Genomic DNA, 13,377 nt, shown 5'->3' with positions numbered 1-13,377 from the left:
GGCGGGCCGGGGCGGCGCGGCGGGCGGGCCGGGGCCAGGCGGGCGGCCAGTTCCGCGTCCGCCACGGACGGATCCCGGGAGACCGCCTCGTGGTAGCGGTAGCCCGCCCGTCCCGTATCGCCCTCTCCGAGCAGCGCCCGCGCGGCCAGCACGCCGAACCTGGGCGGGTAGCCGGGCTCGGCCAGCAGCGGTTCGAGCGCGGCCAGCGCGGCGCCGAACGCGCTCTGCCGAACGAACGTCTCCGCCAGCCCGGCCGTGATGTCCGGGTGCTTGGGCGCGAGAACGAGCGCGGCGCGGAATTCGGCCTCGGCGTCGGCGAGGTAGCCCTTGGCCAGGAGCAGTCCGGCGAGGTGCTGGCGGAGGGGGAAGTTGTCCGGAGATAGGCGCGCCGCCTCGCGGAGCGCCTGAAGGCCGGCATCGTCGGACACGTGCCGTTCCCTTCTGTCGCGGGTTTCGGTCATCTCAAACTACGCAAGATACCGAAATCTCCCCCATCAGGGGTTTAATTCACCCATGATGAGCATCCGATCGAAGGGCCCCGCCTACGGGACGTCGAAGGTCTTGCGGCGGGTGGCCCCGACGACCTCGATCCCCTTGGTGCCGAGGACGCCGTCGAGCGGCAGCGCCACCGTGTACGGTGCCGTCGCCGGAAGCCCCACGCCGGGCAGCGCGCCGACGACCTCGATGCCCCAGTACTCCGGCTGCGTGACGTAGACCAGCGGCGACAGCCTCACCGTCATGTTGAGGTACGGCTTGGTGCCGCTGACGACCAGGATGAACGAGTCGGGCACGATGCCCGGGACGACCCGTGCCTCCTCGAAGTCGATCAGCCGTACCGACTCCGGCGCCGGCAGCTCGGCGAAGTTCGCGGTCATGGTGAACCCCTTTCGTGAGATTGCGCGACCCGTGACGGTCACGTTCGGTGACGGGTCGATCACCGAACGGCCATCCCTGGCGGGTTCGAAACTCTCACGCGGCGCCCTCGGCGGCAACGGCCGCACCGCCCGGTAACGGGACCGTAACGCCGGAGCCACGCCCTCGGCGCTCCAGAACCCTTCCGAGCGCCCGTACGGAAGAAAGGCCGGGTACCGCCCGGAGAGAGGCGGTACCCGGCCGTGGGAGGAGCGGCGTCAGGAGGTGTGCAGGTACACCTGGCCGAACACCTCGGAGAGGTTCTTCAGGTCCGTGGCCATGTCCACCTCGGGACGGGCCGGGTCGTACACGGTGGCGAGCCTGGGCCGGATGGAGCCGAGCTTCTTGAGCTGGTCCCAGGTGACGCTGGAGCCCCACTTCTCCCCGTACACGCGGCTGACCTGGCCCTGGTTGTCCTGCCACCGGCTCCACACGGTGACCGTCTCGGCGGCGTCGTCCTGGAGCGGGGCGGCGATGCGCTCGCTGATCGCCTTGGTGGCCTGCTCCTCCGTGAGCTGGGAGGACCCGACGGAGGCGAAGGAGGCGTCCTCGGCGGAGATCTGCGCGTAGGCGTCCCAGGCGCGGGCGCGGACCTGGATCCACTGGTTGCGCTGGGCCTCGGTGGCGTCGATCTTCCAGGTGGCGTACCCGGTGGCCAGGTGGGCGCTGTCGAGGGCGAGCTGGTCGATGTAGCCCTTGTTCAGCCAGGTGCCGATGCGCTCGGGGTCGAGCAGCGGGTACTTCTTGGTCATCTCGGCCTTGCAGGTGTCGTTCGCCCCGCAGCCGAACACCGGCACCACCGTGTGCGCCGACAGCTTCTTGCCCGGCAGCAGCGTCCGCAGCGCGGTCGCGGCCTCGCTGACGAACTTGTCCAGCTCCTCGGCCGTCGTGAAGGTCTGGTTGTAGCCGAGCTGCGAGGTGAACCTGACGCCCACGACCCCGGGCTGCGTGGCGGCCAGCGCGGCGACCTTCTTGGCGGCCTCGGCGAGCTTGCCGGCCTTGTAGTCGTCGGCCAGCTCGGTCTCGATCCAGACGCGCATGGTGGTCTGGGCGACGGCCTGCGCGGCCTTGCCTGCCGGGGTCTCCTGGGCGGAGGCCTTCTCGGCGGCGCTGATCGTGCTCGGGTCGACGTAGCACTGCTCGCCGTTCTGGCACTCGGGGGTGCCGCCGTCCTCGGCGCCCGGGACGTCAGGGTCGCCGTCACCGCGCAGTTGGCCGTCGCCCTCGGAGTCGGTCGGGCACTCGTTGCCGGGCTCGCTGCAGTCGATCGTGATCGGGGGCAGCGGCTCCGCGTCGACCATGTTCTGGCCGTCGTTGTCGAGCCAGAACTGGGCGATGCCCAGGGCCTCCTCTGGGGTGGCCATCCAGGTGCACACGACGTACGCCGGGGTGTCGGCGGCCATCAGGTCGTTGCAGCTTCTGTCGTCGTCCTCGGACCACGCGGGGACGCCGATGCCGAGGAGCGAGAGGGTGAGTCCGATGATGAAGACCTGCCGTAGCCGCCGTCTCATGGCACCTTACTTCCTGGGGGTGATCGCGGGCATCTCGCACAATATCCGGACGATCAATAACGTTCAATGAGACTCGGGACGTTCTTCACGCCATGCTCAACGCTGGGTGGCCGTCCCAGTCGTGCTGAATTTCCCCGGCATTCACCTACGGCCGGCGCCCGCACGGGGCACGACCAGAGCGGGCACGGCCCTGATCGTCCGGACGAGGTCGCCAGCGTGACGAGAAATAACCCCACGACAAGCGCAGCGGACTACGACAGAATAGTGGAGTTTGGCTGCTTGCAGGGGGTTCGCGCCGGTGCACGATATTCTCCGCGATCTCGGGCTGCTCCGGGACCGCCGTTTCGCACTGCTGTTGTCGGCACGGACGATCTCCGTTCTCGGCAGCGCGTTCGCCCCCGTGGCACTGGCGTTCGGCATCCTCAACCTGCCCGGGGCCACCGCCTCGACCCTGTCGGCCGTGCTCACCGCCGAGTCGCTGCCCATGATCCTGTTCATGCTGGTCGGCGGCGTGATCGCGGACCGGCTGCCGCGCCAGCGGGTGATGATGGTCGGCGAGTTCCTCATGGCGGCCGCGTTCTTCGCGCTGGCGGCGATGCTGCTCGTCGGCTGGACCCCGCTGCCCGCGCTGATCACGGCGGCGGCGTTGGCGGGGGTGGCCACGGCGGTCACGTTCCCCGCGCTGACCGGGATCATCCCCGAGGTCGTGCCCCGCGACCGGCTGCAGGCCGGCAACGCGCTGCTCGGCCTGGGCGCGAACGCCTCCAGGATGGCCGGCGCGGTGCTCGGCGGCGGCACGGTGGTGCTGTTCGGCGGAGGGTGGGCGCTGGTGGTCAGCGGCGCGCTGTTCGCCGTCGCGGGCGTGCTGATCGCGCTGCTGCGCCTGGATCAGGTCGAACGGTCGCGCGGCACGTCCCACTCGGTGCTGGCCGACCTGCGTGACGGCTGGCGGGAGTTCAGCTCGCGGCAGTGGATCTGGGTGGTGGTCGCGCAGTTCTCCGTGATGATCATGGCGATCCAGGCCGGGCACGGCGTGCTCGGCCCGCTGCTGGCCAAGGAGACGCTGGGCGGCCCGCTGGCCTGGTCGGCGTTCCTGGCGGGCGAGGCCATCGGGACCGTCGCCGGGGTGCTGGTCTCGCTGCGGCTGCGCCCGCGCCGGCCGATCCTGGTGGCGGTGCTGATGTGTCTGCCGTCCGCGCTGCCGTACGTGCTGCTCGGGGTCGACGCGCCGCTGTGGGCGATCGTGGCCGGGGCGTTCGTGCTGGGCGTGTCCATCGACGTGTTCGGCGTGCTGTGGCAGACCACGATGCAGCGCGAGGTCCCGGCCGAGTCGTTGTCGCGGGTCAGCTCGTACGACATGCTCGGCTCGCTGATGTTCGGCCCGATCGGGCTGCTGCTGGCCGGGCCCGCGGCGGGGGTGTTCGGCACCGAGGAGGCGCTGCTCGGCTGCGCGGTCCTCGTCACGGTGTCCACGCTGGCCGCGCTGCTGTCACCGGGAGTACGCAACCTGCGCGCGCCCCAGCCGCAGGCCGTCGCGCACGCCGAAGCGACGTGATCGTTCCCGGCACGGCCTCGAACGCGCCGAACGCGACCGCCGAGTTCGGGTAGGGCCCGCCCTCTAACCGGCCTGGCCGCTCGTCCTCAGCCCGCGGCTGGGGGCGCGCTCGCGCATCCCGAAGCGCGGCTCGGGCCCGTACTCGCCGTCCAGTACGCCGGCCACGTATCCGGCCAGGGCCGGGGCGTGCTTGAAGCCGTGCCCGGAGTCGCCGCCGAGCAGCCACACGCCGGGGGACGCCTCGGTCAGCAGCCATTCGGCGTCGGGCGTGAGCGCGTACTGGCAGACCTGGCTGAACAGCACCGGCGCGCCCGCCAGCGCGGGGAACCTGCGCCGCAGGTAGGCGTGGGCCTGCTCGACGCTGGCCGGGTCGACCACGCGCTCGCCGTGCTCCGGCTCGTACGGCCGCCCCTCCTGGTCGGAGGTCGCCTTCATGCCCGTCCCGTCCACGTCGCCGTGCCCGTAGGCCGAGGCCCCGTGGTCCACCCAGGCGGGGGTCTCGGGCAGCGACCACTCGCGCGGCACCGCGAAGTGCAGCGTGTCCTGCTTGGTCACCGTGATCGGCAGCCCGTCGAACAGGGACGGCAGCCACGCCCCGCACGCCCACACCACCCGGTCGGCGTGCCGGACCTCACCGTCCACCTCGACCGCCGCCGCCCCTGGCACGGGCGTCGCCCGCGCCCTGATCAGCCGGGCCCCGGCGGCCTGGGCCAGCCGGGCCGTCACCTGGGTGGCCCGCCTGGCCCTGATCACCCCGGCGTGGGGCTCCCAGAGCAGGAAGCTGAGATCGTCGCCGCGGTAGTCGGGGAAGAACCTGCCGCCGTCGGCCGCGTCCAGCACGTCACACGGGATGTCCAGATTTTTCAGGACCTGGGCGCTGGCGTGCTCCCACCCGTCCGGCGTCCTGGCGAACCAGACCATGCCCGCCTCCAGGTACAGCTCCTCCCCGGCCCGCTCGCCCAGCCTGCGCCAGCCGTCCTTGGCCTGCCAGGCGAGGCGGGCGTACCACGTGTCGTCGCCGTGCGCGCAGCGCAGCAGCCGGGTCTCGCCCGCGCTGGCCTGACGTACGTGGCCCGGCCGGTGCTGCTCCACCAGCGTCACCCGCCAGCCGGTTTCGGCCAGCCGCAAGGCCAGTGACGACCCCCAAATGCCCGCTCCGACCACAATGACCGATTTCATGAGACCACGGTGACCGGTGACCCCGTGCCGCCGCAAGAGAGGTTCACACGATGATCAGCCGTACGACGACTCCCGCGCAGTTGCCCGCCACGCAGATGCGTACCGGCACCTCGGAGACGCCGGGCTCCCTCGGGACGCCGCCCACGTGACCGTCGGGGCCGATGCTCACGCCCTTGGGCAGTTTGCCGGGGTCGGTGACGGTGAAGGTGGGCACCACGTCCGGAGGGCCGCCGTTGATGCCGATCTCGCCGTCGAGCGCCGTGCCCACCCTGCCGGGGAAGGTCAGCTCGCGCGGCTCCCAGGGCACGTTGGCCAGCACGACGAGGGTGAGGTCGTGCCGGCGGCACGACCGGCCTGAACAGAGCTGGACGGGGGCTACGTACCTGCCGGGGCGGTGCGGCTTGCCGTACAGGCGGCCGTGGCGGTCGACCTTGACCCCCACGGCGAGATAGCCGGGGCGGAAGGCGAGGCCCCTGTCAACGGGCAGCAGCCGCAGGCTGACCTCGATGCCCACGGTGAGGTGGAAGGTGTCCTCCACCAGGCTCCGATCGGCGGACGCGAGCGGCGTACGGCGGGACATCTGCGCCATGGGCCTGGTGAGCGAGAACACGGCGGAGGACAGGACGCACACGAGCAACCCGGCGAGCAGGAAAACCCACCATTGCCGCATCATTACCCCCCGGCTCCGCGATGGCGGATACGTACCCCCTCAACCGCGCAGCGTCACTAGATCAGCCCACCTCGACCGCGCATGGTCACTGGATCGGCCCACCTCAACCGCGCGGGGTCGCTGGATAATCGGTCGTATGGCCGCCGAATCCGCCCAGACCCTGGAGCGCGGGCTCCGCCTGCTCCGGCTGCTCGCCGACGGCAAGGGCGGGCGCACACCGACCGAGTTGAGCACCGAGCTGTCGCTGAGCAGGCCCGTGGTGTACCGGCTGGTGACCACGCTGCTCGGCGAGGGGTTCGTCCGCCGTGACGCCGAGGGGCGGGTGCACCTCGGCTTCGGGGTGCTGGCGCTGGCCCAGGCCGTCCAGCCGCTGCTGCGGGCGGCGGCGGTGCCGACGCTGCGGCGGCTGGCCGAGCAGGTGGGCGCGACCGCCCACCTGACCGTGGCGGAGGGTGACGACGGGCTGGCCGTGGCGGTGGTGGAGCCGTCGTGGACCAACATGCACGTGGCCTACCGCGAGGGCTCGCGGCATCCGCTGGCCAAGGGCGCGGCGGGCCGGGCGATCCTGGCGCTGCGCGAGGGGCGGCACGACTACTTCGCCACGGAGGGGCAGTTGCAGGAAGGGGCGCGTGGCGTCGCCGCGCCGGTGACCGGCCTGCCGTGGCTGGAGGCGTCGGTCGGGGTGGTGACGTTCGGGCCTCTGGAGGAGTCCACGGGAGAGCGCGTGGTGGCCGCGGCCGCCGAGCTGGCCGCCGCGCTGGGTTGACATCTCCGGACCAATGGCGGACGGTTAGTTACCGTATAGAGGACACTTCCGTCCGATAAACGGACAGCCATGGAGGGGCGGATGCCGTACTACCGGGTCGTGGGAGAGGTGCCGCGCAAGCGGCACGTGCAGTTCAGGCGGCCGGACGGCGGCCTCTACGCGGAGGAGCTGATGGGCGAGGAGGGCTTCTCGTCCGACTCCTCGCTGCTCTATCACCGCCATCTCCCGACCGCGATCGTCAAGGCGGAGGCGGTCACACCGGTGCTGGACAGCCGGCTGGAGCCCAACCTGCCGCTCTCGCCCCGCCATTTCCGCACCCAGGAGCTGTCCAGCGCGGGCGACCTGATCTCCGGCCGGATGGCGCTGGCGGGCAACGGCGACGTCCGGCTGTCGTACGCCACCAGCGACCGGCCCAGCGAGCTCTACCGCAACTCCATGGGCGACGAGTGCGTCTACGTGCAGCGGGGGCGGGTGCGCTTCGAGTCCACGTACGGCGTCATCGAGGCCGGCGAGGGCGACTACGTCGTCGTCCCGACCGGCACCATCCACCGGTGGGTGCCCGAGGGCCCGGTCAACGTGCTGGCCATCGAGGCGGCCGGGCACATCAGGCCGCCCAAGCGCTACCTGTCGCAGTACGGCCAGTTCCTGGAGCACGCCCCCTACAGCGAGCGCGACCTGCGCGCCCCGGCCGAGCCGCTGCTGGCGGAGGGCGAGGAGGTGCCCGTGCTGGTGCGTACGCGGGGCGGGCTGACCCGGCTCGTCTACCGCAACCACCCGTTCGACGTCGTGGGCTGGGACGGCTACCTCTACCCGTTCGCGTTCAACATCCGTGACTTCGAGCCCATCGTGAAGCGGACGCACGCGCCGCCCCCGGTGCACCAGACGTTCGAGGGGCCGGGATTCGTGGTGTGCTCGTTCTGTCCCCGGCCGCTCGACTTCCACCCGGAGGCCGTGCCGATCCCGTACAACCACCACAACGTCGACTCCGACGAGTTCATGTTCTACGTGGGCGGCGACTACTCGGCCCGTCAGGGCTCCGGCATCGACGTCGGCTCGATCTCGCTGCATCCGGCCGGTTTCACGCACGGGCCGCAGCCCGGGGCGGTGGAGGCGGTGATCGAGGCCGTCTCGCGCGGCGTCGGCACGACCAGCGAGCTGGCCGTCATGGTCGACACCTTCCGCCCGCTCGACCTCGGCCAGGGCGCGCTGTCCTGCGAGGACCCCGGCTACGCCTGGACCTGGGCGCGATGAGGCTCTACACCGCTCTGGTGGACGACGCGGGCCTGTTCCCGCCGACGTCCCTGCACATGGACGAGGCCCTCGCCCGCAACCGGCGTGACCTGGAGCGGGGCAGCCCGGTGCTCACGCACCGCTTCCTGTGCCCGGCCAGCCGCCTCGACCGGCTGCGCGCGATGGACTACCGGCCGCGCCGGATCGGGCTGATCATCGACACGAGCGAGCTGCCCGACTTCGCCGACCTGCCCGTGGACTACGTCGAGATCAGGCTGCCCGCCGACACCTCGGTCTCCGAGCTGGTCGCGCGGCTGCGGCTGCCCGACGGCGTACGGCTCTTCGCCGAGGTGCTCCCCCGCAAGATGTCGGCCGACGTGCCGCCCGAGGCCGCGCTGAAGGTGCGCTGCGGCGGCACCACGGCCGACGCGTTCCCCGCGGTCGAGCAGCTCGCGCAGTTCATCCGGTCGTGCGTCGAGAACGACATCGCGTTCAAGGCCACGGCCGGGCTGCACCACGCCGTACGCCACTTCGACCCCTCGCTCGGCGTCGACCGGCACGGCTTCCTCAACCTGCTGCTGGCCGTCTGCGAGGCCGTGGAGGGCCGCGACCCGGTGCCCGTGCTGCGCTCGACCGACGTCGGCAACCTCGTCCGGCTGGCGGGCACCGTACGCGAGGAAACCGCGGAACGGGCCCGGCACCTGCTGGTGAGCTACGGCTCGTGCAGCACCAGCAGGCCCCTGGAGGACCTGCGCGCACTCGGGCTGATCGAAGAGGAGGACATGTGACCTGGGGAGTGGACAACCTGCCGTACGGGGTCTTCTCCGGCCCCGGCGAGCGGCCCAGGGTCGGCGTCCGGTATGAGGACAAGGTGCTCGACCTGGCCCCCGCCCTGCACGACGAGGTCTTCGCGGCCCCCTCGCTCAACCCGTTCATGGCCAGGGGCCGGGCCGCCTGGCACGACACCAGGACACTCATCAGGAACAAGCTCACCGGCGACCTCTCCGTCACCGAGCGGCACCTGATCCCGCTCGACCAGGTGCGGCTGCACCTGCCGTTCGAGGTGGCCGACTACGTCGACTTCTACTGCTCGATCGACCACGCGAGCAACATCGGCAAGATCCTCCGCCCCGGCTCGGAGCCGCTGCAGCCGAACTGGCGGCACCTGCCCGTCGGATACCACGGCAGGTCGGGCACGGTCGTGGTGTCCGGAACGCCGATCAGGCGGCCCCAGGGGCAGCTCGGGCAGGGGCGGTTCGGGCCGTGCCAGAAGCTCGACATCGAGGCGGAGCTGGGCTTCGTGGTGGGGGTGCCGACCGAGCTGGGCTCGCCCGCCGGGGCGTTCGAGGACCACGTGTTCGGGGTGACGCTGGTCAACGACTGGAGCGCGCGTGACATCCAGGCGTGGGAGTACGTGCCGCTGGGGCCGTTCCTGGGCAAGTCGTTCGCCACGTCGGTCTCCCCCTGGGTCACGCCGCTGGAGGCGCTGCCCCGCGTCCCAGGCCGGGCCCAGGCCCCGCAGCCGCCCGCCTACCTGCGCAGGCAGGGTGACTGGGGGCTGGACATCGCGATGGAGGTCCTGCTCAACGGGGAGACGGTCTCGCGGCCGCCGTACTCGGGCATGTACTGGACGCCTGACCAGATGCTCGCGCACATGACCGTGAACGGGGCCTCGCTGCGTACTGGTGACCTGTTCGCCAGCGGCACCGTCTCCGGCCCCGAGCGGGACGAACGCGGCTCGCTCATGGAGCTGACCTGGAACGGCACCGACCCGATCAAGCTGTCCGGCGGCGAGACCCGCGCGTTCCTGCAGGACGGCGACACGGTCACCATCCGCGCCACCGCCGGCGGCCTGACATTGGGGGAGGTGTCCGGAACCATCGGATAGGTTACTCAGCGTGCTTTGATGCTGACACACCGCTACCCTGGGTTCTCCCCTTCCCTCGGAAAGCAGGAGTCGCATGCGTCGTGCCGCGATGTTCTGTGTCGCCTTTCTCCTGGTCTGCGGCGTGGTCTGCGGCTGTGGTCCCGTCACGGCCGAGGCCCCGTCGACGCCGCCGGTCGTGCGGGTCTGGCCGCCGTTCGACACCAAGCGCGCCCGGCCCGACCGCGGCCTGGTCGTCACGGCCCAGGGCGGCACGCTCACCCAGGTGCTGGTCTACCAGGGCGGGGAGCCGGTGTCGGGCCGGCTCGACGACTCGCATACGACGTGGCGCACGGACTGGACGCTCAAACCCGCGGCCGAGTACACGGTCACCGCCACCGCCATCCGCGAGGGCGCGCCCACCACGGTCGCGATGGGCCGCATCCGCACCCGCGCGGCCGTCAGGACGTTCCAGGTGGCCGGCACCGCGCCGCTGCCCGGTGAGACGGTGGGCGCCGGGATGCCGATCATCATCGACTTCGACGCCCCCATCGACGACAAGGCGAACGTCGAGCAGGCGCTCGAGGTCAGGTCTCAGGCGCCGGTCGAGGGCGCCTGGCGCTGGCTCAGCGACACGCAGGTGGCCTACCGCCCCCGCCGCCTCTGGACGGCCCGGCAGAAGGTGACGGTCACCGCGCACCTGGCGGGCGTACGCGCGGGCAGCGGCCTCTACGGCGCCGCCGACTCCACCTTCGTCTTCACCGTGGGCCGCAGGCAGACCAGCACCATCGACACCCGTACCCACCAGATGCTCGTCCACCGCGACGGGCAGCTCGTGCAGCGCATGGCCATCAGCGCCGGCCTGGCCACCACCCCCGAATACACCACGACCAGCGGCATCCACCTGACGATGGACAAGGGCAACCCCGTCCGGATGGTCTCCCCCGGCCGGGAGAAGGGCGAGCCCGGCTATTACGACATGATGATCGACCACGCCGTACGCATCTCCAACAGCGGCGAATACGTGCACGCCAAGGACAACGTGTGGGCGCAGGGCCGGGCCAACGTCAGCCACGGCTGCATCAACGCCCGGCCCGACCAGGCCGCCTGGTTCTACGAATCGTCGCTGCGCGGCGACCCCATCGCGATCGTCGGCACCGATCGCCGGCTCGAATGGGACAACGGATGGGGTTTCTGGCAACTTCCGTGGGAGAAATGGCGGCAGGGAAGCGCGTTGTACAAAACCGGCGACCTCGGTTATGGGGTGCCGGAGCGTTGATATCGGGATTACCGTAGATAAGGGGAACCACTCGCGAACCCAGGCCCGTTGTCCCATCAGGAGGGCCGACATGGATGAATGGATCATCTGGGTAATCCTCGCAGTCGTCCTCGGTGTGGCGGAGATCTTCACCCTCACGGCCTCACTTGGCCTCCTGGGGGTGGCGGCGCTGCTCACCGCCGCGACCGCGGCCATCGGACTGCCCGTTCCCCTGCAGTTGTTGTTCTTCGCCGTGTCCTCCGCGGCGGGCCTGCTCGTGCTCAGGCCGTTCGCGATGCGGCATATCAGGCAACCGCAGTTGCAGCGGTTCGGCGTGGAGGCGCTCGTCGGAAAGCCCGCCTACGTCGTCGCCGAGGTGACGGGCCGCGACGGTCGTGTGCGCATCGGGGGCGAGGAATGGTCGGCGCGCGCCTATGACGAGACCCTGGTGATCCCCGAAGGGGCGACCGTCGACATCATCGAGATCGAAGGGGCGACAGCCCTCGTCTATCCCCGGGAGTAACCATGGATCCGCTGCTGCTGGTCGGACTGTTCGTCATACTCTTCGCGGTGATGACCCTGCTCAAGGCCGTGCGGATCATCCCGCAGGCGCGGGCCCGCAACGTCGAGCGCCTCGGCCGTTACCACCGCACGCTCAAGCCCGGCCTGAACTTCGTCATCCCCTACATCGACCGGGTCTATCCCATGATCGACCTTCGCGAGCAGGTCGTGTCCTTCCGCCCGCAGCCGGTCATCACCGAGGACAACCTGGTCGTCGAGATCGACACGGTCCTTTACTTCCAGGTCACCGACCCGCGGGCGGCGGCGTACGAGATCGCCAACTACATCACCGGCGTCGAGCAACTCACGGTCACCACTTTGCGCAACGTCGTCGGATCCATGGACCTGGAGAAGACCCTGACCTCCCGCGACACCATCAACAGCCAGTTGCGCGGCGTCCTCGACGAGGCCACGGGCAAGTGGGGGCTGCGGGTCAACCGCGTCGAGATCAAGGCCATCGACCCGCCCAAGACCATCAAGGACGCGATGGAGAAGCAGATGCGGGCCGAGCGCGACAAGCGGGCCGCCATCCTGAACGCCGAGGGCCAGCGGCAGTCGCAGATCCTGACGGCCGAGGGTGACAAGCAGAGCCGCATCCTGCGCGCGGAGGGCCAGCGCACGGCCGCCATCCTGGAGGCCGAGGGCCAGTCGCGGGCCATCGACCAGGTCTTCCAGGCCGTCCACCGCAACGACCCCGACCCGAAGCTGCTGGCGTACCAGTACCTTCAGGTGCTGCCGCAGCTCGCGCAGGGCGACGGCAACACGTTCTGGGTGATCCCCAGCGAGGTCACCTCGGCGCTGCAGGGCGTCTCGAAGGCGTTCACCGAGGCCCTGCCCCGCTCGGCGGCGACCAGGGACGAGGTGCCGGAGACGTCGGCCACGGACGAGGAGGTCGCCAGGGCCGCGGAGGCGGCGGCCGAGGCGGTGGCGGACGCCCAGGAGGCCGAGAGCCCGGGCGGCCCCCGCCAGCTCACCCAGGGCGTCGAGGAGCCGTCCCCGTTCCCCGACCTGGACAGAAAGCCCGAGGAGGCCGGACAGTGACCGGACCGCTGAATGCCTGACCGGTCTCACGAGTCACACGTTTCACGATCGAGGCGCCTGCCGCGTGACGGCAGGCGCCTCAGGTTTGTCGAGGGATGAGCCTTCTGGTTTGTCGAGGGGTGATGCGCGCGGGCTCAGGCGACGTCGATCAGATGCCGGATCCGTTCCTCCTGGTGGGCGGCCCTGGCTCGGCAGGCGAGCTTGACCGCCGCGTCGGCCAGCGCGATGTCCCGGTTCACCGGCGGGATGTCGTCGCCCATCCGCGTACGCAGCCACTCCGAGATCTCGGCCCAGGAGTAGATGCTGATGTTGTCGGCCTCGATGACCGGCTCGGGAAAGCCACCGGGGCCCCGCTGACCGGCGGCGAGCTGCCGCAGACTCGCCTGCGTCCGCCCACCGTGCCGCCGCGACGCATCCCCGAGCGTCACCCCGTCGCCTTGGCCGACGCCGATCGCCCACAGGCCCTCGATCTTTCGAAGGTCGATGAGCACGGACTCGATGGCGTCCAGAAGGGTCTTCGCCTCCCGGTCGCACATGAGGTAGACGCCGCCGCCGGGGCCACCCGCGACCGCGCCGTCATCGAGCCCTGCCTCGAACAGGGCGTCTGTCTCCGCGTCGGTGGGCTCTCGATTGAGGTTGATGCGGAAGTTCCAGGTTGTCATGACTCCTCCTCGTCGGCACCGCACCGCGTGTGCTCGTCGGCCCACCGGAGAATGCCTTTCGCGTGGTCGCCCGGGTTGCGCGGCGTGCACCAGACCTTGTAGGGCGTGGATCCGCAGACGCATTCGACCCGGCCCCAGCGGTGTCCACTGTGACTTTCCACCACAGTC

The 13,377-nt window shown here is 70.8% G+C and carries 14 protein-coding genes; 8 read left to right on the top strand and 6 right to left on the bottom strand.

The genetic code is table 11. The features are described 5' to 3' along the window. The 3 genes from ABD844_RS16360 to ABD844_RS16350 form a co-directional block, all read right to left on the bottom strand. Nucleotides 1-428, bottom strand: a 428-nt coding sequence (locus tag ABD844_RS16360; protein WP_425568583.1) for a tetratricopeptide repeat protein, incomplete at its 3' end; no start/stop codon positions are given. 114 nt (nucleotides 429-542) lie between these two features. After that, complete coding sequence (locus ABD844_RS16355) at nucleotides 543-875, bottom strand: hypothetical protein (protein ID WP_344877738.1); 333 nt, start codon at nucleotides 873-875, stop codon at nucleotides 543-545. 255 nt (nucleotides 876-1,130) lie between these two features. After that, on the bottom strand, nucleotides 1,131-2,423 hold the full coding sequence (locus tag ABD844_RS16350) for a hypothetical protein (protein WP_344877736.1): 1,293 nt from the start codon (nucleotides 2,421-2,423) through the stop codon (nucleotides 1,131-1,133). 298 nt (nucleotides 2,424-2,721) lie between these two features. Between ABD844_RS16350 and ABD844_RS16345 the strand changes: the two genes are divergently transcribed. Then, nucleotides 2,722-3,978, top strand: coding sequence for an MFS transporter (locus tag ABD844_RS16345; protein ID WP_344877734.1), 1,257 nt, complete (start codon nucleotides 2,722-2,724; stop codon nucleotides 3,976-3,978). Nucleotides 3,979-4,041: 63 nt separating this feature from the next. On the opposite strand, the gene ABD844_RS16340 is transcribed toward ABD844_RS16345, so the two are convergent. Together ABD844_RS16340 and ABD844_RS16335 are read right to left on the bottom strand one after the other, a co-directional pair. Then, complete coding sequence (locus tag ABD844_RS16340) at nucleotides 4,042-5,157, bottom strand: NAD(P)/FAD-dependent oxidoreductase (protein WP_344877732.1); 1,116 nt, start codon at nucleotides 5,155-5,157, stop codon at nucleotides 4,042-4,044. A gap of 43 nt (nucleotides 5,158-5,200) precedes the next feature. Then, complete coding sequence (locus ABD844_RS16335; protein WP_344877730.1) at nucleotides 5,201-5,830, bottom strand: hypothetical protein; 630 nt, start codon at nucleotides 5,828-5,830, stop codon at nucleotides 5,201-5,203. Between the two features lie 133 nt (nucleotides 5,831-5,963). Here ABD844_RS16335 and ABD844_RS16330 point away from each other — a divergent pair, with 133 nt between their 5' ends. The 7 genes from ABD844_RS16330 to ABD844_RS16300 all read left to right on the top strand — a co-directional run bounded on the left by ABD844_RS16330 (nucleotide 5,964) and on the right by ABD844_RS16300 (nucleotide 12,547). Next, nucleotides 5,964-6,593 carry a helix-turn-helix domain-containing protein gene (locus ABD844_RS16330; protein ID WP_344877728.1) on the top strand — a complete coding sequence of 210 codons (630 nt, stop codon included), beginning with the start codon at nucleotides 5,964-5,966 and terminating at the stop codon, nucleotides 6,591-6,593. 81 nt (nucleotides 6,594-6,674) lie between these two features. Continuing rightward, nucleotides 6,675-7,844 carry a homogentisate 1,2-dioxygenase gene (locus ABD844_RS16325; protein WP_344877726.1) on the top strand — a complete coding sequence of 390 codons (1,170 nt, stop codon included), beginning with the start codon at nucleotides 6,675-6,677 and terminating at the stop codon, nucleotides 7,842-7,844. Beyond that, nucleotides 7,841-8,611: a hypothetical protein gene (locus ABD844_RS16320; RefSeq protein WP_344877724.1), complete on the top strand. Its 771-nt coding sequence runs from the start codon at nucleotides 7,841-7,843 to the stop codon at nucleotides 8,609-8,611. The genes ABD844_RS16325 and ABD844_RS16320 overlap by 4 nt, the downstream gene beginning before the upstream one ends. Further along, a complete protein-coding gene (gene fahA / locus ABD844_RS16315) occupies nucleotides 8,608-9,711 on the top strand; it encodes a fumarylacetoacetase (protein WP_344877722.1) in 1,104 nt (367 codons plus the stop codon). The genes ABD844_RS16320 and fahA overlap by 4 nt, the downstream gene beginning before the upstream one ends. Nucleotides 9,712-9,784: 73 nt before the next feature. Then, nucleotides 9,785-10,966: a L,D-transpeptidase gene (locus ABD844_RS16310; protein ID WP_344877720.1), complete on the top strand. Its 1,182-nt coding sequence runs from the start codon at nucleotides 9,785-9,787 to the stop codon at nucleotides 10,964-10,966. 70 nt (nucleotides 10,967-11,036) lie between these two features. Continuing rightward, nucleotides 11,037-11,468, top strand: a complete 432-nt coding sequence (locus tag ABD844_RS16305) for an NfeD family protein (RefSeq protein ID WP_344877718.1) — start codon at nucleotides 11,037-11,039, stop codon at nucleotides 11,466-11,468. A 2-nt stretch (nucleotides 11,469-11,470) separates the two neighbouring features. Further along, nucleotides 11,471-12,547: an SPFH domain-containing protein gene (locus tag ABD844_RS16300; protein WP_344877716.1), complete on the top strand. Its 1,077-nt coding sequence runs from the start codon at nucleotides 11,471-11,473 to the stop codon at nucleotides 12,545-12,547. Between the two features lie 134 nt (nucleotides 12,548-12,681). Here the strand turns inward: ABD844_RS16300 and ABD844_RS16295 are convergent, their stop codons facing one another. Beyond that, entirely contained in the window at nucleotides 12,682-13,209 is a 528-nt protein-coding gene (locus tag ABD844_RS16295) for a hypothetical protein (protein ID WP_344877714.1), read from the bottom strand. Between the last annotated feature and the right edge of the window lie 168 nt (nucleotides 13,210-13,377).

Origin of the sequence: Nonomuraea antimicrobica, assembly GCF_039536965.1 — a bacterium.
GTDB classification, from domain to species: domain Bacteria; phylum Actinomycetota; class Actinomycetes; order Streptosporangiales; family Streptosporangiaceae; genus Nonomuraea; species Nonomuraea antimicrobica.
Note: the sequence above shows the minus strand (reverse complement) of the source record. Positions and strands in the feature narration are given on the sequence as shown.